This is a genomic window from Nocardioides sp. Root240 (assembly GCF_001428825.1).
Lineage (GTDB): Bacteria > Actinomycetota > Actinomycetes > Propionibacteriales > Nocardioidaceae > Nocardioides.
In genome coordinates, this window is record NZ_LMIT01000001.1 from 179,889 (window position 1) to 200,922 (window position 21,034).

Annotated in this window: 17 protein-coding genes; 8 read left to right on the forward strand and 9 right to left on the reverse strand. The window is 73.1% G+C overall.

Annotation, left to right across the window (positions count from 1 at the left end):
- The first annotated feature begins 189 nt into the window (after positions 1-189).
- The 3 genes from ASE20_RS25970 to ASE20_RS00845 are packed head-to-tail and all read left to right on the forward strand — an operon-like array spanning position 190 to position 2,261.
- On the forward strand, positions 190-510 hold the full coding sequence (locus tag ASE20_RS25970) for a binary toxin-like calcium binding domain-containing protein (RefSeq protein ID WP_056892640.1): 321 nt from the start codon (positions 190-192) through the stop codon (positions 508-510).
- A gap of 51 nt (positions 511-561) precedes the next feature.
- Positions 562-1,260 carry a class I SAM-dependent methyltransferase gene (locus tag ASE20_RS00840; RefSeq protein ID WP_056892641.1) on the forward strand — a complete coding sequence of 233 codons (699 nt, stop codon included), beginning with the start codon at positions 562-564 and terminating at the stop codon, positions 1,258-1,260.
- Entirely contained in the window at positions 1,257-2,261 is a 1,005-nt protein-coding gene (locus tag ASE20_RS00845) for a hypothetical protein (RefSeq protein ID WP_056892642.1), read from the forward strand. The genes ASE20_RS00840 and ASE20_RS00845 overlap by 4 nt, the downstream gene beginning before the upstream one ends.
- A gap of 19 nt (positions 2,262-2,280) precedes the next feature.
- Here the strand turns inward: ASE20_RS00845 and ASE20_RS00850 are convergent, their stop codons facing one another.
- From ASE20_RS00850 to ASE20_RS00875, 7 genes are all read right to left on the reverse strand, one after another.
- Entirely contained in the window at positions 2,281-3,300 is a 1,020-nt protein-coding gene (locus tag ASE20_RS00850) for a DUF3068 domain-containing protein (protein WP_056892643.1), read from the reverse strand.
- A gap of 12 nt (positions 3,301-3,312) precedes the next feature.
- The gene (locus ASE20_RS00855) at positions 3,313-4,539 is read right to left on the reverse strand and encodes a glycosyltransferase family 4 protein (RefSeq protein WP_056892644.1); all 1,227 of its coding nucleotides are present in this window, start codon (positions 4,537-4,539) and stop codon (positions 3,313-3,315) included.
- Positions 4,536-5,393 carry a dolichyl-phosphate beta-glucosyltransferase gene (locus ASE20_RS00860; RefSeq protein WP_056892645.1) on the reverse strand — a complete coding sequence of 286 codons (858 nt, stop codon included), beginning with the start codon at positions 5,391-5,393 and terminating at the stop codon, positions 4,536-4,538. Before ASE20_RS00860 ends, ASE20_RS00855 begins: the two co-directional genes overlap by 4 nt.
- 97 nt (positions 5,394-5,490) lie before the next feature.
- Positions 5,491-5,622 carry a hypothetical protein gene (locus ASE20_RS25790; protein WP_263969870.1) on the reverse strand — a complete coding sequence of 44 codons (132 nt, stop codon included), beginning with the start codon at positions 5,620-5,622 and terminating at the stop codon, positions 5,491-5,493.
- A 52-nt stretch (positions 5,623-5,674) separates the two neighbouring features.
- Positions 5,675-7,360 carry a hypothetical protein gene (locus ASE20_RS00865; protein ID WP_056892646.1) on the reverse strand — a complete coding sequence of 562 codons (1,686 nt, stop codon included), beginning with the start codon at positions 7,358-7,360 and terminating at the stop codon, positions 5,675-5,677.
- A complete protein-coding gene (locus ASE20_RS00870) occupies positions 7,357-9,126 on the reverse strand; it encodes a hypothetical protein (protein ID WP_056892647.1) in 1,770 nt (589 codons plus the stop codon). The genes ASE20_RS00865 and ASE20_RS00870 overlap by 4 nt, the downstream gene beginning before the upstream one ends.
- The gene (locus ASE20_RS00875) at positions 9,123-13,154 is read right to left on the reverse strand and encodes an alpha-(1->3)-arabinofuranosyltransferase domain-containing protein (protein WP_056892648.1); all 4,032 of its coding nucleotides are present in this window, start codon (positions 13,152-13,154) and stop codon (positions 9,123-9,125) included. Before ASE20_RS00875 ends, ASE20_RS00870 begins: the two co-directional genes overlap by 4 nt.
- A 97-nt stretch (positions 13,155-13,251) precedes the next feature.
- On the opposite strand from ASE20_RS00875, the gene ASE20_RS00880 reads away from it, so the two are divergent.
- Entirely contained in the window at positions 13,252-14,502 is a 1,251-nt protein-coding gene (locus tag ASE20_RS00880) for a lipopolysaccharide biosynthesis protein (RefSeq protein ID WP_056892649.1), read from the forward strand.
- A gap of 140 nt (positions 14,503-14,642) precedes the next feature.
- Here the strand turns inward: ASE20_RS00880 and polA are convergent, their stop codons facing one another.
- Positions 14,643-17,348, reverse strand: coding sequence for a DNA polymerase I (polA, locus tag ASE20_RS00885; RefSeq protein ID WP_056892650.1), 2,706 nt, complete (start codon positions 17,346-17,348; stop codon positions 14,643-14,645).
- A 74-nt stretch (positions 17,349-17,422) separates the two neighbouring features.
- Here polA and ASE20_RS00890 point away from each other — a divergent pair, with 74 nt between their 5' ends.
- The gene (locus ASE20_RS00890; protein WP_056892651.1) at positions 17,423-17,848 is read left to right on the forward strand and encodes a hotdog fold thioesterase; all 426 of its coding nucleotides are present in this window, start codon (positions 17,423-17,425) and stop codon (positions 17,846-17,848) included.
- 17 nt (positions 17,849-17,865) lie between these two features.
- Here ASE20_RS00890 and ASE20_RS00895 read toward each other — a convergent pair whose 3' ends face one another.
- Positions 17,866-18,444 (reverse strand): GNAT family N-acetyltransferase, encoded by a 579-nt coding sequence (locus ASE20_RS00895; protein ID WP_082612035.1) that lies wholly within the window; start codon positions 18,442-18,444, stop codon positions 17,866-17,868.
- Between the two features lie 201 nt (positions 18,445-18,645).
- On the opposite strand from ASE20_RS00895, the gene ASE20_RS00900 reads away from it, so the two are divergent.
- From ASE20_RS00900 to ASE20_RS00910, 3 genes are read left to right on the forward strand one after another with little or no spacing between them, the layout of a single operon-like run.
- A complete protein-coding gene (locus ASE20_RS00900) occupies positions 18,646-19,434 on the forward strand; it encodes a transporter substrate-binding domain-containing protein (protein ID WP_056892652.1) in 789 nt (262 codons plus the stop codon).
- Positions 19,431-20,237 (forward strand): amino acid ABC transporter permease, encoded by an 807-nt coding sequence (locus ASE20_RS00905; protein WP_056892653.1) that lies wholly within the window; start codon positions 19,431-19,433, stop codon positions 20,235-20,237. The genes ASE20_RS00900 and ASE20_RS00905 overlap by 4 nt, the downstream gene beginning before the upstream one ends.
- Positions 20,234-20,998 carry an amino acid ABC transporter ATP-binding protein gene (locus ASE20_RS00910; protein ID WP_056892654.1) on the forward strand — a complete coding sequence of 255 codons (765 nt, stop codon included), beginning with the start codon at positions 20,234-20,236 and terminating at the stop codon, positions 20,996-20,998. Before ASE20_RS00905 ends, ASE20_RS00910 begins: the two co-directional genes overlap by 4 nt.
- Positions 20,999-21,034 lie beyond the last annotated feature (36 nt).

The following is a 21,034-nucleotide window of genomic DNA, read 5'->3' on the forward strand; positions in this document are numbered from 1 at the left end:
AACGACGGGCTCACCGACCAGCAGGAGGTGCAGGCCACGAACGGCTGCACCACCGGGCACACCAGCCCGCTGCGTCGTGACACCGACGGCGACGGCCTCGTCGACGGCCCCGAGGCGAAGGGAATCACCATCCGCCAGGTCGTCTTCACCAACGTCGGCCGGCCGCGTCGCGGCAAGGCGATCGGCACCGTGCGCACCAACCCCTGTGCGAAGGACACCGACCGGGACGGCCTGACCGACAGGCAGGAGGTCGTCGGCGTCCGGATCAACCAGCGGGTGCAGCGCTACAAGCGCGACGGCGGCTGGTACACGATCACCACCCGGCGGTCGAACCCGCTCAAGAAGGACACCGACGGTGACGGCCTGACCGACAAGCAGGAGGTCACGGGCAGCGCGAACCGGCGCTTCAAGATGCACCGGACCGACCCGACCGTCGCCGACACCGACTGGGGCGGCATCCGCGACGGTCGCGAGATCCGGGTACGACGCACGGACCCGACACGGATCTGAGTCCTCTCCTCCGCGTCCACGACCGCCCGGCCACGCCCTAGGGTTGGCGGCGTGGACGCGGAGGAGATCGCCCGATCGGCAGCGCTCGAGCGACGGCACTGGTGGTACGCCGCGCGGCGGGCGCTGGTCCGCCGTACCGTGCGCGACTGGCCGACCGGCCGAGCGATCGACGTCGGCTGCGGGATGGGCGGCAACACCGTCGTCCTGCGGGAGCTGGGCTGGCAGGCGGTCGGGGTGGAGTACACCTCGACCGGCGCGGAGATCGCCGCCTCCCGCGGCATCCCGGTGCTGCGGGGCGACGGACAGCGGCTGCCGGTCGCCGACGGCTCGGTCGACCTGGTGATGTCGACCGACGCGTGGGAGCACATCGACGACGACGTGGCCGTCGCGGCGGAGACCGCGCGGGTGCTGCGCCCCGGCGGCCGGGTCCTGGTCGCCGTACCTGCGGGGATGGCGCTGTGGAGCGGGCACGACGTCGCGCTCGGGCACGTGCGCCGCTACGAGCGCGACCAGCTCGCCGACCTCGTCCGCGGCGCCGGCCTGGTCATCGACCAGCTGTCGTCGTGGAACGTGCTGCTGCGCCCGGTCGTCCGCGCGCGGCGGCGCAACAAGGACGCGCCCGAGAGCGAGATGGAGGCCGTCCACCCGGTCCTCAACGCCGGCCTGCGCGCCGCGGTCGGGATGGAGCGGGTGCTCCCCCTCAAGCGGCTGCCCGGCGTGAGCCTGGTCGTCGTGGCCCACAAACCGTGACCCGCTGGGTCGCCGATCCGGGGATCGGCTGGCGGATCCTGCTGACGGCGACGCTGCCCGAGCCGGCCGGCCTCGCCGAGCGCCTGGGCGCGGTGTCCGCGCAGCAGGCGTGGCCCCCTCCCCCAGCGGTACGGCGGTCCGACGACCTCGCCACGCTCCGCGCCGGCCTGGTCGACGCCCATCCCGCTCCCCTGCTGGTCGGATCCACCGGCGACCAGCTCGTGCTCTCGGCCCATCACAGCGCGGTCGACGGCCTCGGCCTGCTCACCCTGCTCGAGCGCCTCGGTGCGGGTGAAGTGCGCTCGGGGGCCCGCGGCGTCGGCAGCCGTCCGACGAGCGGCAGCGCCGCCCGGACGACGACCCGGCGGCTGCGCGAGGCCCTCCTGCACCCGCCGGCCCGGGTCACGCCTGCTCGCGCCGCGGAGGATCCCACGGCCCCCGGCGACGTCCTCGTCGAGTGCACCGTGCCCGGCAGCCACCGCACCGCCGCCCTCGTCGACGCCGCGGCCCGTGCCGTCGTCGCCCGTGAGCGGGCGCGCGGCCGGGCTGCGGAGCACGTGGCGATCGCGGTCGGCGCCGTGCGCGAGCAGGCGGGGGCGGCCGACGGACCCGTCGCGGACCGCAGCGTGCTGCTGCGCCTGACCGACGTCGAGCGCCTCGACGCGGCCGGCATCGCGACCGCTCTCGCGCAGGCCCCCGTGCAGACCCCACCCTCCACTGCGGCAGGCGGCCACCCGCTCGTGGCCAAGGCGACCGGAGCGGCGCTGCGCGCCCTGGCGCCGAGGCTGGGCTCCACCTTGCTGGTCTCGCACCTGGGCGAGGTGATGGCGCCCGGCGTCCGGGCGCTGTCCTTCCACCCGGTCACGGCCGGCGGCACCGGGCTGTCCCTGGGCGCCGTCGGGCTCGACGGCGCCACGGTGCTCACCCTGCGCGGCCGGGCCGCGCAGTGGAACGACAACGGCCTCGAGCAATTGCTCGAGGCCGTCGTCTCCCTCCTGTGAAGAGGAGATCTGTGTCGGGTCAGGCGTTGACCAGCGGCTTCTCGTCCGCCTTCACGTCACGCTCGCTGCGCGCCTTGCGGCCGAGGAAGAGCCCGCCGACCAGCAGCGCCGCGCCGACAAGGACGAGCAGCAGCGGGAACAGCAGGCGCAGGCCGCCGAGCAGCATGGCGTTGTCCTTGGCACCGGTCTGGTCCTTGGTGCCGTTGACGAGGTCCTTGACCTGCTGCGCGGTGTACTGCACGGTGCCGTTGAAGACCGGGACGGCCACGCCGTCGTAGCGCAGCTCCTGCATGCGCTCCTCGGTGCGGTTGACGGGCGATCCGGTCTGCGGCTCGACGTAGAACGTGCGGGTCATCGAGTACCACAGCTCCGCCTCGACGTTGGCGGGGTCGGCGGCGCCGAACTTCGTGCCGGACAGCTCCTGCGTGCCGACCATGGTCGGCTCGATCGTCTGCACGAACTTGTAGACCTCGAGGCCGTCGACCTTCTCGGTGCCCTCGAACTTCGCGGGAGTGGCCTCGCCGAGGGTGCCGTCCCACACGTCGTAGGACTTCTTCTCGGTGCCGAACGGGAACTTGTAGACCTGACCCTGGCGCTCGAGCGGCGTCTCGACGCGCTCCTGGCCGTCGTAGACCGCCGTGTCCGAGGTCCACGACTCGCACGACGCGCAGTCGACGGCCGCGCCGCTGACGCCGTCGAAGGGCGCGCGCTCCTGCGTCCGCTGGAACTGCGTGCCGTCGTCCTGCATGACCGTCGTGGAGTTGACCCACACCACGACACCGTCGGGCGCCTTGGCGCCGGTGTCGGCGATGGTGAAGGACTGGATCGCCAGGTCGTGGGTCTCCGAGACCAGCGGGCCGGGCTTCTGGATCGACTCCCAGTCGAGGACCTGGGCGCCCTTGGCCTCCAGGTAGGTGGTGCCCTTGTAGTCGGCCGGAACCGTCGCGAGGGTGGGGTAGGCGTAGGCGCGGACCAGGACGGCCGCGACGATCATGAAGACACCGAGCCCGATGGCAACGGCGGCAAGCTTGCTGCGCATGGACAGCACCTCTCAGACGGCCACGCGAGCATCGCGTGGGTGGTGAAGACCGGACGGCATGGTGCCGCCGGTGAGCATCTCGGTGGTCAGCGCGCGCGCGTCGGAGCGCATCCGCGACCAGTCGGATCGTGCGGCCCACGCCCGGCAGGCGTCGGCTCGCCGGACCCGGTCGGCCGGGTCCGTGGTGGTGGCCAGGGCGCTCTCGAGCGCGTCGGCCAGACGGGCGGCGACCACGCCGAGGTCGGCGTCGTCGGGGACCAGCCAGCCGGACTCGCCCTCGAGGATCGAGTCGCGCAGGCCGGGGACGTCGCGCGCGAGCGTGGGCACGCCCCAGCCCGCGGCGTCGATGACGGCCTGCCCCCACCCCTCGGCGTCGGAGGCGCACACGTGGAGCGCCGCCCGCGCGAGCAGCCGGTCCTTGTCGGCGGCCGGCAGGTAGCCGTGGAGGACCACCCGGTCGGCGAGGCCGAGCTCGGCGGCGCGGGCGACGAGCCGATCGCGCTCGGGACCCTGGCCGATGACGTCGACCCGCAGGTCGCGGCCGGCCAGCGCCGCCCGGTCCCGGCACGCGGCGAGGGCCTCGAGCACGAGGTCGACCCGCTTGTGGGTGACCAGGCGCCCGAGCACGGCGATCCGGTCGGCGTCCTTGGCGGAGGCCTGCTCCCCGTCGTACGACGGCAGGTCGGCCCCGTTGGCGAGGATCCGGATGTCACCGGTCCAGCCCAGCTGCTGGCGCATCTCGGTCGCGGTCGACGCGGAGACGGCCGCGGTCGTGCGGCGGGCGTAGACCCGGCGCATCAGCACCCGCTCCAGCCACCGGCCGAAGGCGGCGACCGGCGCCGGGAAGTGCGCGGTGAACTGCGCCTGGTGCACGTGGTGGACCACGAGCAGCACCGGCGTGCGGCGGCGCAGCACCAGCGGCGAGAACGACGGCAGCCCGCAGGACGGGTCGATCACCGCGTCCACGTCCCGGCGGTGCCGGAGCAGCCAGCCGAGCGCGAACGGGATGAACCCGGTGCGGGTGCCGCCCCGGTGGACCTCGATGCCGTCGACCACCTCGTGCGCGGACTGGCCCGCGTCGCGGGCGGTCACGAAGCGCACCTCGGCGCCGCCGTCGCGCAGGGCGCGGGCGTACTGCCAGGCGTAGATCTCCGCACCTCCGGCCTGCCGGTGGTCGAGGTCGCGCCAGTTGACGACGACGACCCGGCGACCGGACAGCTCCGTGGTGTGCTGGGTCATCGTGGGCTCCGGGTGGGGAGCGCGGCGATGACCGGCACGGCGACGACAGCCGGCAGGGCGATCACGGCGGGCAGCGGCATGGGGGACCGCGTGCCTCGGCCGGCCGCCCTGCCGGGCTGCGCCTGGGGGGTGCGGGGGGTCGGGACGAGCCCACGGGTCGACCAGGCGATCCGGGCGAGCTCGGCGAAGGCCCCGGCGCCGTGGCGCACGGGGTCGAAGGTGGACCCGGGGACGTCGACCCAGGTCACCGGGATCTCGACGACCTCGGCACCGGCCGCGCGCAGCCGGACGAGCAGCTCGACGTCGAACGAGAAGCCCGACGTGCGCAGGCCGGCGACGACCTCGCGGACCAGGTCGCCGCGGAACATCTTGAAGCCGCACTGGGTGTCGGCGATGCCCGGCACCAGCCGGCTCGCGAGCCGGCGGTAGGCCGCGGCGCCCTTGGACCGGGTCCGGCAGTGCCGGGCCTCGGTGTCGCTGTCCGCGTGCGCGCGCGAGCCGATCGCGACGTCGGCACCCAGCAGGAGCCGCCGCCAGGCGGCCTCCAGTGCGTCGAGGCCGGTGGCGCCGTCGGCGTCCATGAAGCACACGAGCTCGGCCTCGGTCGCGAGCAGCCCGGCCCGGACCGCGGCACCCTTGCCACGGCGGGTGCAGCGCACGACCCGCACGGGCATCGCGCTCGTACTGGCCGCGCGGGCCACCTCGGCGGTGGCGTCGGTGCTCGCGTTGTCGACGACGAGCACCTCGACCCGTCCGAGCACACCACGGTGCTCGGCGACGTGCCGGCGCAGCGCGTGCAGCGTGCGCGGCAGACGACGTTCCTCGTTGAACGCCGGTATGACGATCTGCAGCATCGGACCCTCCCAAGCCGTCTGCTCAGACGCCCCCTCCCAAGGGCGTACGGCGAAACCGGGCACCGACCCCTACGGGAGACGGTGCGGCGGTCGACGACTACTGGTCCGAGTAGCTGTAGAGCTGCTCGTTGCTGACGGACTTCTGGTCGCTCTGCGCGGCGTGGACGCCGGTGACGAGCACAGCCGTCGATGCCAGGGCACCGACGATCGTCGAAATGATGATGTTCATGCGAAGGTCCCCTCCCAAAGACCAGCGCAGAGCGCCACGCCCCCCATGTCCCTCATGTGGTGTGACGCCCGTTACTCCCTGGTCGGAGTATCCCTGTGGCGCCGACCAAAAGCAAAAGAATCGCCAAACCGTGACCGAAAGACACGAGGATCTCCTGCCAACGGGCCAGGGCGGGACGGGCGGGTGTCGCGCCCGTGGCGACCGGACCGTCGGCGGCCAGGTCGAGCAGGGTGAGCCCGCCGGCGTCGTACCGGACCTCGGCGGCGGGCACCTCGACGTCGCCCATCCCCCGCTCGACGAGCACCCACCGCACGCCCAGGTCCCGCAGCGCCGCCGCGGGGTCGTCGGCCTCCAGCGCACCGGCGACGGCGACCACCCTCGGGTCCTCCGGCGGTACGACGCGGTCGGTGAGCCGGACGCTGTCGTCGACCAGCACGGTGCCGGGCAGGAGGCGCGGCGCCGGGTCGAGGACGGCACGGCGGTGGTTCCAGTCGAAGCCACGGTAGGAGCCGGCCCACGGCAGCACGACCGTCAGCTCGTCCGGCCCGACGAGGTCGGCGACGTCCGCCCACGCCTGCGGGTACGACGACCGCTCGATCTCGCCCCCGCCACCCCACGCGAGGCTCGGGAGCAGCAGCACGGGGGCGGCGACCAGCAACCCCACGGCGCTCCAGAGGGCGCCGCGGCCCGGGCGGATCGCGGCGCGCAGCTGCGTCGCCGCGTGGGCCGCGCCGACAGCGAGGACCAGCCCCAGGGGCGCGAGGAAGCGGTGCGAGTCCCGCAGCAGGGCGACACCGGGGACGACCTCGCCGACCTGCTCGAGCAGGTCGGCGCCGGCAGCGGTGGTCGGCAGCAGCGCGAGCAGGAGCGCCGTACCGCCGACGGTGAGCCAGCGCGCCCGGTCGGGCGCGCCCCGCCACAGACCCACGAGCGCGACGACGGACAGCAGGCACGAGAGCAGGACCAGCAGGGCGCTGGTGCGCTCCCCCGCCAGGATCGAGGTCTTCCAGATCCCGCCGAGCGAGAACAGGCTCGCCAGGGTCCCGGCGCCGGACTCCGCGCGGGCGGCGAAGCCGGCGAAGACGCCGTCGGTGGACACGTCGACCGCGTCCGCGGTCAGCGCCGGGACCAGCCACGGCAGGTTGGCGAGCACCGCGACGAGCGCGGCCCGCCACCAGCCCCGGCGGTCCCGGGTCAGGCCGAGGAGCACCAGCACGCCGACGGCCATCACCCCGCTGGACGGGCTGCACACCGCGGAGACGACCAGCACGACGGCGGCCGGCGCGACGTCGGTCGGGTCACGGCGCAGGCGCAGCGCGGCGAGGGCGACCCACGGCAGCAGGAGGTAGCCGAGCAGGATGGCCCACTGCCCGATCAGCAGCCGCTCGTGGACCCACGGGTTCCAGCAGAACAGCGTGATCGCGGCCGCCCGGGCGAACCAGGCCTGCTCGCGCACCAGCCGGCCCGCGCCGAGCCCACCGGCGAGGAATCCCCCCACCAGCAGGGCCTTCTGGACCAACGCCCCCGGCACGACGTACGTCGCCAGGGAGACGAGCGCGTCCATCGGCACCGCGCGCGGGAGCGCCCCGTCGAGGCCCAGCCAGGCGGACTTCCACGGCTGGTCGGGCACGAACACCATGTCGCCGACCAGCCAGAACCCGGTGCCGAGCAGCAGCGGCCCGAGCACGACGAGGGCGACCAGGCCGGTGACCGCCAGGTCGGGTCCCGGTCGTCTCACGGCTGCACCGGGAGCCCGACCGCGACGTCGGTGACGCAGACCGGCTCGTCGCCGTCGGAGGTCAGGTCGACGGAGGGGACGGTGCCGGGCAGGTCGGGCAGCACCAGCCAGACCTCGTTCGGCCCGCGCCGCGCGAGGAACTCGTCGCTCCAGTCGCCGGCCTCGACGGTGACGGTGGCCTCGGCCTGCGTGTAGTACTGCACGCGCAGCGCCAGCCGGCCCTCGACGGGCAGCACGAACGGGACGTCCTTGCGGATGCCGGTGATCTCGTAGCCGCAGTCCCCGTCGGGCCCGGGCGGCGCGTCGACGGTGCCGTCGAACACCAGCGGCCGCAGGTGCCCGTCGGGACCGATCATCCGCAACCGCGGCGACGGCTCGTCGAAGGCGGGGTTCTCGGGCAGCGGCCCGAAGATGTGGGAGAAGCGCGAGTCGTCGCCCACCAGGGGCAGCACCAGCTCGGCCGGCGCGAGCTCGTCGAACACCACCACGGTCGGGTCGAGCGCGAGGTCCCCGCGATAGGCCTCGACGAACGCGCGGTCGTCCTTGTTCTGGAAGTGCGGCACCAGCAAGGCGGTGCCGAAGCCGGCCGCGACGGCGTACGCCGCGACCAGGCCCGCGACGACGACACGGCGCCGGCGCAGGTCGGCCAGCCGGGCCAGGCCGAGCCCGGCCGGACCGCCGCGCAGGGCCAGGGCCGCGCAGAGCACCGCGGCGTGCGGGATGTCGGCGGAGTAGCGCGGGTCGAGGCCGATCACGGAGCCGAACGCGGCGCGGCCGCTCAGCAGCAGCGCGGTGTCCGCGGCGACGTACCCGAGGAGGACGGCGAGCGCCCACCGCCGGGCCGGGCCGCCTCCGCGCAGCAGCAGGACCAGCACCAGCGCCGCGAGCAGCAGGCTGACGACGGTCACCCAGGTGGCCGGGACCACCGCGCCGCCGTTGACCTCGCCGGTCCACGGGCCGCCGGCGAGCCCGGGGACGGCGCTGCGACCGAGGAAGGACCACGTCACGCCGAGCAGCTTGTCGGCGTCGGTCTCCCCGCCGACCACCTCGGTCAGCCGGGAGTGCGCGAACAGGAAGCCGCCGAGGAGCGCCACCATCGAGCCCCAGAGCCACGCGTGGTCGCGCAGGGCCGCGGTCACCTTGCGCCAGCCGGTCGCCCGGTCGGCGAGCGCGACCGCCACGCCGAACACCAGCGGCGGTATCAGGACCGCACGCTCGTGCCAGAGCAGGCCGATCGCGGTCACCAGCAGGATCGCCAGCAGGTGCCGCACCGGCCGGCCCTCCTGCTTCCAGCGGACCAGCAGCCAGACCGCGGCGAGCGAGCAGACGACGTGCGGCCACAGGAACATCGACGCGCTCCACCACAGCGTCGACACGAGCGTCAGCGGCGTCCACGCGAACACCGCGAGCAGTCCCACCCGTGCCCACCGGCCGGGCAGCAACCGGGTCAGGATCAGCCACATCAGCACGACGGCGAGCAGGTTGACGAGCAGGATGCCGACGACCAGCACCGGCCACCGGTACGGCGCCCCGTGCGCCACCAGCCACAGCGTCAGCTGCTGCAGCGGGTTCACGTGGCCGGCGAAGTCGCGGGTGAGGTAGTCCAACGTCAGGTCGGACTCGGCCGCCCGCCCGGTCATGTAGAAGTCGTCCTGGTTGAAGTACGAGCCCGCGAGCAGCCAGCCCCGGACCACCGCGGTCACCAGCAGGATGCCGAGGGCGGCCAGGCCCTGCGCGCCGCGCCAGGCGGCGAAGCGGCCGGTCATGACGCCACCTTCCGGGACTTCGTGCGGGTCCGCGACCACGACGGCGGCCCGAGCGCGAGCCCGGCGACCAGGCCCACCGCGACGGCCGCGGACAGGTCGGCCAGGTCGGCCACCACGGAGGCGCTGGTCCACGCGTCGAGCACGCCCGAGGCGACCAGCAGGGCCCCGGCGGCCGCGGGCAGCCCGACGGGACGGCGCAGCAGGCTGCCGGCAAGCAGGCCGGCGGCAGCGACCGGTCCGAGGAGCAGGGTCACCCCCACCGCGGTGACCAGCCAGAGCCGGCCGGTCCACGGTTCGGCGTCGGGCCACGCGACCGGCTCGGCGTCGTACCGGCGGCGATGGAGGAGGGTGAGCACCAGCGCGGCCAGGCCCGCGAGCAGCACCCCGCCGCTGACGGCGAGGCCGACCGGCAGCACCACGTCGTAGGTCCGCTCGGGGGCGTAGCGCAGCTCGACCTCGACCGCCCCGCCCGCCGGGAGCACCCAGCCCTGCTGCCAGCCGTCGACGCGCAACGGCTCGAGGCGGCGGCCGTCGGCCTCCGCGACCCAGCCGTCGTTGAAGTTCTCAGGCACGCTCAGCACGGTCGCGGGCCCCGCGGCGACCTGAGCGGTACGGCGACTGCTCCCCCACTGCTCGATCTCGACCGCACGTCCGGGTCCCGGCGCGGCCACGGTGTCGTCCGGCACCACGGCGAGGTCGAGGGCCTCCATCTCCGCGTTGGGTACGACGGCCAGCCGGTGCTCGCCCGCGCCCAGGTCGGTGGCGACCGGCTCCCCCGTGCCGTCGGCGTCGCAGACCTCGAGGGCCATCGGGCTGCCGTTCGCGATGTCGGCCATGGTCCCGGTCACCCGCGTCGCCAGCCGTCGCCCGTCGACCACGACCTCCGGACCGAAGCCGCAGACCGCACCGGTCGGCGCATCGGCCAGGAAGGGCTGGGTGACGTCGGCGCCCTCGAGGGCGATCTCCGGCACCACGACGTGCGACCAGCCCGCGGCCTTCTCGAAGCGGACCGTCAGCGCGCGGGTCGTGACCGGCTTCGCGAGCTCGATGGTGTCGTCCGTGTCGAGCGTGACGACCTGGTCCTCCCGGTCGTCCCCGGTGACCACGGCGGACACGGGGGCGCCGTCGACGCCGGCCGTCGGCACGCGCAGGCCGGTGATCGTGGTCGGCTCCGGCCAGCGGAAGCTCAGCGTGGGGTACAGGTCGGTGTCGTCGGACACCCACGTCGTCGACGGCTCACCGTCATGGGCGAAACGGCCAGCGACCTTGGGGTCCTGCCCGAAGGACGAGGTGGCGCCGACGGGCAGCCGGTCGCTGAACGGCGCGAGCAGGAGCGCCGCCTCGGGCGTGCTGCGGGCGACCACGTGCCCGGTGATCCGGACCCGCGCTGCGGCGTCGGTGACGAAGCTGCGGTCGAGGCCTCCCCGCTCCTCCGCGCCGCGGATCCGGGCGACGTCACAGTCGGGACGGCCCAGGGTGATCGAGCAGGCGCGGCGTCCCGGCACCGCCGAGAACACCAGCGCCGCGTCGTCCGGGGCGGTGCCGGGAAGGACGTAGGTGCGGGTCGGCCTGAGGTCGTCGATGCGCACCTCGCGCAGGCCGACCCGGGCCGCACGGGCGTCGGTGGCCGCGGAGACGACGCGGACCTCCACGCGGTCCACGGCGCTGCCGTCGAGCGGGACCACGACCGGGACGCCGTCGGCGCCGACCTTCGCGCGCACCCGCTGACGGCCGGCGACGACCTCGATCTCCCGGATCGGTACGACGAGCCGGTCGTCCGCCACCGGGGTGACGGTGACCTCGTGCACCCGCTCGGGCTCGGTCAGGTCGAGGCGCAGCCACTGCTGGTCGGCGCGGCCGATGCCGGAGCTGACCCAGCGGGTGTCGAGGTCGCCGTCGACGGCCGCCTGCGGACCGGACTCGACCGTCACCGCCCCGTAGTTGTCGGCGTAGCCCTGCGCACTGGACGCGGACACCCGGTCCAGGCCGCCGTCGTACCCGGCGACGACGGGGTGGCCGGACGGCCCGGCCGGGAAGTCGTGGACGGCCCGCTCGACGCGGAAGCCGTCGTCGGCGCCCATCAGCGCGGAGAGTGCCTCGTCGTTGTTGCCGAACGCCCGCTCGCGGCGCTGGTTGGCGTCGGTCACCACGTCGGCGGGCGGGTCCCACCCCGGCTCGCCCTCGAGCACGGTGGCGCGGGCGGGGTCGAGGACGCCGGTCGCCTGGAGCGCGAGGACGCTCTCCGGCGTGCCGCGGACGGTGAGGACGTCGTCGGCGTCCGTGGTGCGGAGCCGGTCCTCGCGGTGCGGGACGGCGAACACCTCGACGGTGGCCGCCCCGTCGGCGGTCTCGCCGAACCCGGCCAGGCGCTGGAGACCGGCCCGCGCGAGGGACACGGCGGCGCCGCCCGGGTGCGGCGAACGGGTCTGCTGGCGGAGCAGGTCCCGGCGCAGCACCACGTGGGTGATGCCGGCCCGCGCCAGCTCGTCGGCGAGGGCCTCGGTGGCGCGACCGGTCGCGATCGTCTGGTCGAGCGCCGACAGGTAGCGGATCGTCTCCCCCGGCACCAGCGGGACCTGGGTGCGGGACACGACATCGGTGCCGCCGAGGATCGCGAGCGGCTCGTCGATGGTCCAGCCCCAGTCCTGGAGCGCGAAGCTCGAGCCCGGGACGACGAGCACCCGCCCCGCGTGCTGATCGGCCAGGAAGGCCTTCGCCTGCTGCCACGGCTCGGCGATCTCGTCCCAGCCGGTCGTGCGGGACTGGTTGAGCACGAGGGGCTGGCCGAGCACCGCGACCAGGAGGAGCGGGAGCACCAGCAGCCCGCGGTGGGCGGTCTCGAGGCGCGGGCGGCGGCGTACCAGCTCCTGCGCGGCGAGCGCCACGGCCGTCGCGAAGCCGATCGCCAGCGGCAGCCGGACGACCGGGTCGATCTTGTGGACGTTGCGGAAGATCTGCAGCGGACCGTCGAGCAGCGAGCGGACCGGGTCGGCGAGGAAGGACCCGGCAGGTCCACCGTGGGCGACGGTCAGGCAGCCGAGGCCGAGGAGCACCGCGAGCAGGAGCGGGCGGCGCAGGTCGGACTCGATGCGGGTCAGGCCGACCAGACCGATCGCGGCGACCACGGCGGCGACGACCACCAGCAGCGGCTCCGTCGCGAGGTGGAAGGCCGCGGGCCACCACGGCTGGTCACCGGAGAGCAGGTAGCCCAGCCACGACGAGTCGCCGCGGACCGACTCCGACCAGCCCACCAGGGACGTGGTGTCGCCGGCGCTCTCGACGTACTCGTAGAACGGCGGGGCGTAGCGCGCGAGCACCGCGAGCGGCACCGCCCACCACAGGCAGCCGGCGGCGACGGCAGCGCCCCAGCCGAGGACGAAACGGCGCTCCGCCAGCCCGCGCCGGGCACCCCAGAGCACCAGGATCGCGGCGAGCGGCAGCGATCCCGCCGTCTCGACGGCGTTGACGCCGCCCATGCAGACGACGGCAGCACCGCTCATCAGGGCCGCGCTGCGCGCGCCGAGCCTGCCGCGCAGGTGCGGGACCACCGCCAGCACCAACCACGGCATCACCGCACCGGGCAGCGACTCGGCCGTCTGCACGCCCACCGTGCCGAGTAGGCGCGGCGAGAGCGCGTAGACCGCACCGGCGAGCAGCGCCGGCAGGTCCGCGAGGCCGACGGCCCGGGCGACCCGCCGCGCGCCCTCCCACGCGACGACCAGGACGAGCGCCGACCACAGCCGCTGGCCGACCCAGTCGGGGACGCCGAGCAGGTCGTTGAGCCAGAACCAGGTGCCCTGCGGGAAGAGGTAGCCGTAGGCCTGGTTCTGGAACTCCCCGAAGTTCGACTCCGGGTGCCACAGCGTGAACGCGCCGGCCAGGAAGTCCCCCGGCCGCTGCGTGAGCTCGGCGCGGGTGTCGTAGGTGGTCTCCCCCGGCTGCTGGAGCAGCATGAGCAGCGTCAGCAGGGCGTACGCCGTCACGGCGAGACCCCTCGCGGTCCCGCGCTGCTCCTCGGTGTCCTTCATCCCACGTCTCCCCTCGCCACCTCCCCGTGGCGTCGGTCACTTTATTCGGCTGGGCGTGGAATCTCTGGATTGCCGGGAATCGCTCTAATCTGCAGGCGTGACGACGTCCGTTCAGGTCTCCCAGTCCCGGCTGCGCCGGCTGCTGCGCAGCACGGCGGGGATCGCCATCGCGATGGCGGTCATGAACATCGGCACCTACGCCTTCCAGCTGGTCTCCGCCCGCCTGCTCGGCCCCAGCCAGTACGGCGCCGTGGCCAGCATGATGGCGCTGATGATGGTGCTCTCCGTCCTCCAGCTCGGGCTGCAGGCCACCGCCGCCCGTCGGATCTCGGCCGAGCCCGGCGACGTCGCCGCGATCGAGCGCACCGTGCTGATGACCACCTGGCGCGCCGCGCTGGTGCTCGGCCTCGTCTCGCTGGCCGCCGCACCCGCCGTGTGGCACCTGCTCCGCCTCGACGGGCTGATGCCGGCGATCCTGCTGGCCCTGTGCGTCGTACCGGTGACCGTGATGGGCGGCCAGGCCGGCGTCCTCCAGGGCGAGCGTCGCTGGCTGCCCCTCAGCACGGTCTACGTCGCGGTCGGCGTGCCCCGCGTGCTGCTCGGCGGCGGCTTCCTGCTCGTCTCGGCGACGGAGACCAGCGCCATGCTCGGCGTCCTCATCGCGTCGTGGATCCCCGTCGCGGTCGGCTCCTGGGCGCTGCGGCACCGGCCCGACGACGACGTCGAGCACCACGACACCCACGTGCGGCGCGACGTGGTCATGGAGATGCTCGGCAGCTCGGTCGCCCTGCTCGCGTTCACCGCACTGTCGAACCTCGACGTCGTGGTTGCCCGCAGCGTCCTCGACGAGCACGACGCCGGCCTGTACGCCGGCGGCCTGATCGTCACCAAGGCCGTCCTGTTCCTGCCGCAGTTCGCCGTGGTGATCCTCTTCCCGTCGATGTCCTCCGACGGCGAGAGCCGCACGGCCGTGCTCAAGGGCCTGACCTTCGTGGCCGGCCTCGGCGCGGCGGCCACCGGGGCGACGTACCTGCTCTCAGGGCTCGCCCTCGTCTTCATCGGCGGCAACGACTACGCCGGCGTGCAGGACCGGCTGTGGCTCTTCGCCGTCCTCGGCGGCCTGCTCTCGGTCCTGCAGCTGCTGGTGTACGCCGGGCTCGCCAAGCGCGGCCGGGCCACCAAGTACCTCATCGCGGCCGGCGTCCTCGTCCTCGTCGTCGCGGGCGCCACCGCCGAGACCGTGCTCGGCCTCGCCACCACGGTCGCCGCGGTCGACCTGTTCGTCGTGCTGCTGCTGATCGGGCTGCAGATGATCCGCCACAAGCGCGAGGGGACCACCGCCGGTTGAGGTGCGAGGCGCCCCGGCGCCGAGCCTCGAAACCACCCGCTCCGGTGCACCCGCTCCTCTGAAGGGCGAGTCCGAGCACCATGCCCGGAGGTTTCGAGGCTCGTCGCTGGCGCTCCTCGCACCTCAACCACCGGGTGTGGTCAGTGCGCTGCTTCGTGCCAGCTGCGGCCCGTGCCGACCGACACGTCGAGCGGGACCGTGAGGTCGGCCGCGCCGGCCATCTGCTCGCGGACCAGGGCGTCGAGCGCCTCGGTCTCGCCCTCGGCGACCTCGAACACGAGCTCGTCGTGGACCTGGAGCAGCATCCGCGAGGCCAGGCCGGCCTCGTCGAGCGCGGCCCTGGTGCGCAGCATGGCGACCTTGATCAGGTCGGCCGCCGAGCCCTGGATGGGCGCGTTGAGGGCCATCCGCTCGGCCGCCTCGCGTCGCATCCGGTTGTCGCTGGTGAGGTCGGGCAGGTAGCGGCGCCGGCCCATGATCGTCTCGGTGAAGCCGGTACGACGAGCCTCGTCGACGACGCCGGTGAGGTAGTCGCGGATGCCGCCGAAGGTCTCGAAGTACTCCGTCATCAGGCCGGCGGCCTCGCCGGGCTCGATGCCGAGCTGCTGGGAGAGCCCGAAGGCGGACAGGCCGTAGGCGAGGCCGTAGTTCATCGCCTTGATCTTGGCGCGCATCTCCGGCGTCACGGCGTCGGAGGCGACGTCGAAGACCCGCGAGGCGGTCTCGGCGTGGAAGTCGCGTCCTGAGCGGAAGGCCTCGATCAGCAGGGCGTCCTCGGAGAGGTGCGCCATGATCCGCATCTCGATCTGGCTGTAGTCGGCCGTCATCAGCGAGGCGTAGCCGGGGCCGACCACGAAGCTCTCGCGGATCCGGCGCCCCTCCTCGGTGCGGACCGGGATGTTCTGCAGGTTCGGGTCCGTGCTCGAGAGCCGGCCGGTCGCCGCGATGGTCTGGTGGAAGGTGGTGTGGATCCGGCCGTCGGGCTGGACCGTCTTGAGCAGGCCCTCGATGGTCTGGCGCAGGCGGATGACCTCGCGGTGGCGCAGCAGGTGCAGCAGGAACGGGTGCTCGGTCTGCTTGAACAGTCCCTGCAGCGCGTCGGCGTCGGTCGTGTAGCCGGTCTTGGTGCGCTTGGTCTTCGGCATCCCCAGCTCGTCGAAGAGCACGACCTGCAGCTGCTTGGGCGAGCCGAGGTTGATCTCCTTGCCGATGACGGCGTAGGCCTCCTCGGCCTCCTTGCGCACCTCCTCGCCGAAGTGCGTCTCGAGGCCCTCGAGGTGCTCGGTGTCGACCGCGATGCCGGTCTGCTCCATGCCCGCGAGGATGCCGACGAGCGGCATCTCGACGTCGGTGAGCAGCGATCGCCCGCCCGCCCGCTCGACCTCGTCAGCCAGCTCGGCCGAGAGGTCCAGCGCCGCGCGGGCCTGGACCATCGCGCTGCGGGCGATGCCGGCGGTGGCCTCGTCCTCGTCGAAGAGCATGCCCTGGTCGTCGTCCTCGGCCTGGCTGAGCTCGCGGTGGAGGTAGCGCAGCGTGAGGTCGGCGAGGTCGTAGGAGCGCTGGTCGGGCGCGACGAGGTAGGCCGCCAGCGCGGAGTCCTCGGCCACGCCGGCCAGCTGCCAGCCGTGCGCGGCGAGGGCGAGCAGCGGGCCCTTGGCGTTGTGGAGCACCTTCGGCCGGCTCGTGTCGGCGAGCCAGTCGGCCAGCGCCGCGTCGTCGGCCTGGGTCATGGCATCCACGTCGACGTACGCCGCCCGGCCGTCGGCGAGCGCGAGAGCCAACCCGCTCACCCGTCCGGTGCCGCTGCCCCAGGTGCCGCGGACGCTGACGCCGACGGTCTCGCTGCCGATCCCGGCCAGCCATCCGGCGACGGCGTCGGGGGCGAGGCTGGTGCCGTCGAGCTCGACGCCGGCCTCGACCGCGAGGTCCTCGCCGGGCGCGACCACGTCCATGATCCGGGTGCGCAGCTCGCCGCGGATCTCCAGCTCGTCGAGGAGCTCCAGGGCGGCCGCCCGGTCCCAGTCGCTGCGCGCGAAGTCGTCGATCGTGACGCCGAGTGGCAGGTCGCGGACCAGCGCGTTGAGCCGCCGGTTGCGGATCACGTCGCCGAGGTGCTCGCGGAGCGACTCACCCTTCTTGCCCGTGATCTTGTCCGCGTGGGTGATGACGTTGTCGAGGCCGTCGTAGGTGTTGATCCACTTCGCGGCGAACCCGGCGCCGACCCCGGGGACACCCGGCAGGTTGTCGGACTGCTCCCCCACGATGGCGGCCAGCTCGGGGTAGCGGTGCGGGGGTACGCCGTACTTCTCCTCCACCGCGGCCGGCGTCAGGCGGGCCAGGTCGGACACGCCCCGCATGGGGTAGAGCACCGTCGAGCGTTCGGTGACCAGCTGGAAGGAGTCCCGGTCGCCGGTGAGGATCAGCACCTCGAGCCCGCTCTCCTCGTCCGCCAGCGCCTGGGTGACCACGGTCGCGATGATGTCGTCGGCCTCGTAGCCCGGCGCCTTGAGGAACGGGATGGAGAAGCTGGTCAGCATCCGCTCGATCAAGGGCAGCTGGCTGCTGAACTCCCCCGGCGTCTTGTTGCGCTTGGCCTTGTACTCGGCGTACTCCTCCGTGCGGAAGGTCTGCCGCGACACGTCGAAGGCGACCGCCACGTGGGTCGGCTGCTCGTCACGCAGCACGTTGACGAGCATCGAGGTGAACCCGTAGACGGCGTTGGTGTTCTGGCCGGTCGCGGTCGAGAAGTTCTCGACCGGGAGGGCGAAGAAGGCGCGGTAGGCCAGCGAGTGGCCGTCGAGGAGGAGCAGACGCGGTCGAGTGGTCTCCGACACTGGCTGGGGCACCCGGCGACTCTACCGATCCCGACCGACAGCCGACCGACCGCCGGGTGGTGCGACCGCGTCGCTATCGTCGCCCCATGACGAGCAACGAGGAGATCGCCGACTTCCTGCGCGCCAACATGGGCGCCCTCAACGAGCGGATGGGCGTCGAGCTGGTCGAGATCAGCCCCGAGCGGGTCGTCGCGACGATGCCCGTCGAGGGCAACACCCAGCCCTACGGGCTGCTCCACGGCGGCGCCTCGGTCGTGCTCGCCGAGACCCTCGGCTCGGTCGCCGCGGCGCTCAACGCCGGCCCGGGCCGGTTCGCCGTCGGCACCGACATCAACGCCACCCACCACCGCTCCGCGACCAAGGGCCTGGTCACCGGCGTGGCGACCCCGCTCCACCTGGGCCGGACGATGGCGAGCTTCGAGATCGCGATCACCGACGAGGACGGGCGCCGTGTGTGCACCTCGCGGATCACCTGCGCGCTGATCGAGCGCGACCCCACCCCGAAGGGCTGACCTGCCGAGCCTGCTGGTCAGTCGGCGGCGGCGAGCCGCTCGGCCCGGGCCCGGCGCAGCGAGCGCCGGGCGGCGAGCACCTTGGTGCGACCGCTGTCGGCACCGACGGCCGAGCGCTGGGGCGAGATCCGGCTGCGCAGCAGCGTGGTGGGCGCGATCCGGTACATCACGACCGGCGCCAGGCCGAGCCGCGCCATGAACCGGTTGGCGTCACGCGAGGAGTGCGGGACGGCGGTCACGACGTGGAGGATGCCGTTCTCCTCCGCGAACGCCGTCGCGGCCTCCATCAGCGTGTGGCCGACGCCGTGGCGCCGGTAGTGGTCGAAGACCCGCGGGTGGATCGACTGCACGCACGGCTCGAGGTTGAGCGGCGAGAGGGTCGTGATCCGGAGGTAGACGGCACCGGCCAGGTTGCCGTCGTACTCGACGACGACGACGCGCTGCTCCGGGGACGCGGCGGCCGTCTTGATCACGAGCTCGAGGTCGGCGGCCTGCTCCGACCGGTCGGCCCGTCGTACGGCGTCGCTCCACAGCTCGGTGAGGGCGACGGCGTCCTCGCGTGTGGCCACGCGCGTCGTCAGCGAGTACCGACTCATCGGGTCCCTGCCTTCCTCACCCAAGACGTCACAACCCCGAGAACCGGGCCGCAGTCCCTCGGCCCGCCGGCCAAGACTACGCGGCGGGCAGCACCCACGGAAAGTGGTGATCCCTCATTCGGTGTTACATCTCGGATACGAGACTGTTTCCCGCAGGGGCGTCATTTCGCAGTGACTTTCACAACATCTAGAGTCCCCCGCATGAACAAGTTGCGCCTTCCAGTCCTGGCCGTCGTCGCCGTCGCCTCCCTCTCGCTCAGCGCGTGCGGATCGGACGACGGCGGCACCACGAAGAGCGGCGCCAACCTCGTCAAGGACGGCACCCTCTCGGTCTGCTCGGACATCCCCTATGCCCCGTTCGAGGACATCGACGAGTCCACCCCGACGGGCTACAAGGGCTTCGACATCGACATCGTGAGCGAGATCGCCGAGCGGCTGGACCTGAAGATCGCGATCCAGGACTCGGCCTTCGACCCGCTGCAGAACGGCCAGGCCCTGAACTCCGGCCAGTGCGACCTCGCCGCCTCCGCCATGACCATCACCGACGACCGCAAGAAGGCCCTCGCCTTCTCCGACGGCTACTACGACTCCAAGCAGTCCCTGCTGGTGCCTGCCGACAGCGACATCGCCGGGATCGGCGACCTCGACGGCGTCAAGGTCGGCGTGCAGAAGGCCACCACCGGCGAGACCTACACGACCCAGAACGCCAAGGGCGCCGAGGTCGTCGTGCTCCCGGGCGACCCGGAGATGTTCCAGGCGCTGAAGGCCGGTCAGGTCGACGCCCTCCTCCAGGACCTGCCGGTCAACCTGGTCCACACCACCGACGGCGCCTACAAGATCGTCGAGACCTACGACACCGACGAGCAGTACGGCCTGGCGATGGCCAAGACCAACACCGCACTCGTCGACGACGTCAACGAGGCGCTCGCCGACATGCGCGAGGACGGCACCTACGACGAGATCTACAACAAGTACTTCGAGGTCAAGTGAGGCGCAGCACCCGGCGGCGGCTCCAGATCTGGGCGCTGAACCTCGGCGTCGTCGTCGTGGCCGCCGTCCTGGTGCTGCTCGCCGACTGGGGCCGGATCCACGAGAACTTCTGGAGCGACGACGGTGTCGCGCTCTCGGGGGGCAACTGGGGCGACCTGATCACCATCGGCGCCGTCAACACCATCAAGTACACAGCGATCGCGTTCGCCGGTGGACTGGCGCTCGGCCTCGCCCTGGCGCTCCTGCGGCTCTCGCCGGTGGCCACGCTGCGCTGGCTGGCCACGGTGTACATCGAGTTCTTCCGCGGCCTGCCGGCCCTGATCGTCATCGTGTTCATGGGCTTCGGCCTGCCGATCGCGTTCCAGTGGCGCCCGCCGGGCGGCCTGGTCGGCGCGGGCCTGATCGCGCTCATCATGGTCGCGGGCGCCTACATGGCCGAGACCCTGCGTGCCGGCATCCAGGCCGTCCCGAAGGGCCAGACCGAGGCGGCGCGCTCTCTGGGCATGGGATCGATCGCGACGACCACCCGCGTGGTGCTGCCGCAGGCGTTCCGGATCGTGATCCCGCCGCTGACCAACGAGTTCGTGCTGCTCATCAAGGACACGGCGCTGCTGTCGGTCATCGGCGCGACCTTCGACCAGCGCGAGCTGACGACGATCGCCCGTGACTTCCAGTCGTCGGGCGTCTCCGCCGGCACGGCCACCAGCCTCGTGCAGGCGGCGCTGCTCTACCTGGTCATCACCCTGCCGCTCACCCAGCTGGTGTCCTGGCTCGAACGTCGACAGAGGAAGGCATCACGATGACGGCAACCGTGCTCGGCCCGAACGGCGAACCGGCCCCCGCGATCGACGTCCGCGGACTGCACAAGTCCTACGGCCACCACGAGGTGCTGAAGGGCATCGACTTCTTCGTCGACGCCGGCCAGGTGGTCTGCGTGATCGGGCCGTCCGGCTCGGGCAAGTCCACGCTCCTGCGCTGCGTCAACCGGCTCGAGGAGCCGACGTCCGGCAAGGTCCTGGTCGAGGGCATCGACATCTGCGACCCGGACACCGACCTCGACGACGTCCGTTCGCGCATCGGCATGGTGTTCCAGCAGTTCAACCTGTTCCCGCACCTGTCGGTCCTGAAGAACCTCACCCTCGCCCAGCGCACCGTGCGTGGGCGGAGCAAGGACGAGGCGGTCGAGGTCGCCCGGCACAACCTGGCCCGCGTCGGCCTCTCCGACAAGGAGGCCGCCTACCCGGCCCACCTGTCGGGCGGTCAGCAGCAGCGCGTCGCCATCGCGCGCGCCCTGTCGATGAATCCGGACATGATGCTGTTCGACGAGCCCACCAGTGCCCTGGACCCCGAGCTCGTCGGCGACGTGCTGGCGGTCATGAAGGAGCTCGCCACCGAGGGCATGACCATGATGGTCGTGACCCACGAGATGGGTTTTGCCCGCGAGGTCGGCGACAAGCTCGTGTTCATGGACGGCGGCGTGGTCGTCGAGGAAGGCCGCCCCGCGGAGGTCCTCGGCAACCCGCAGCACCAGCGCACCCAGGCCTTCCTCTCGAAGGTCCTCTGACGCCACCGCACCACGACGAAGGGCCCGGGCATCGCC

Bases quoted from the DNA above. Each gene is read 5' to 3' on its own strand.
- ASE20_RS00850 (WP_056892643.1), bottom strand. From the start codon at position 3,300: ATGCGCAGCAAGCTTGCCGCCGTTGCCATCGGGCTCGGTGTCTTCATG.
- ASE20_RS00855 (WP_056892644.1), bottom strand. From the start codon at position 4,539: ATGACCCAGCACACCACGGAGCTGTCCGGTCGCCGGGTCGTCGTCGTC.
- ASE20_RS00860 (WP_056892645.1), bottom strand. From the start codon at position 5,393: ATGCTGCAGATCGTCATACCGGCGTTCAACGAGGAACGTCGTCTGCCG.
- ASE20_RS25790 (WP_263969870.1), bottom strand. From the start codon at position 5,622: ATGAACATCATCATTTCGACGATCGTCGGTGCCCTGGCATCGACGGCT.
- ASE20_RS00870 (WP_056892647.1), bottom strand. From the start codon at position 9,126: ATGACCGGCCGCTTCGCCGCCTGGCGCGGCGCGCAGGGCCTGGCCGCC.
- ASE20_RS00875 (WP_056892648.1), bottom strand. From the start codon at position 13,154: ATGAAGGACACCGAGGAGCAGCGCGGGACCGCGAGGGGTCTCGCCGTG.
- ASE20_RS00890 (WP_056892651.1), top strand. From the start codon at position 17,423: ATGACGAGCAACGAGGAGATCGCCGACTTCCTGCGCGCCAACATGGGC.
- ASE20_RS00895 (WP_082612035.1), bottom strand. From the start codon at position 18,444: ATGAGTCGGTACTCGCTGACGACGCGCGTGGCCACACGCGAGGACGCC.
- ASE20_RS00900 (WP_056892652.1), top strand. From the start codon at position 18,646: ATGAACAAGTTGCGCCTTCCAGTCCTGGCCGTCGTCGCCGTCGCCTCC.
- ASE20_RS00910 (WP_056892654.1), top strand. From the start codon at position 20,234: ATGACGGCAACCGTGCTCGGCCCGAACGGCGAACCGGCCCCCGCGATC.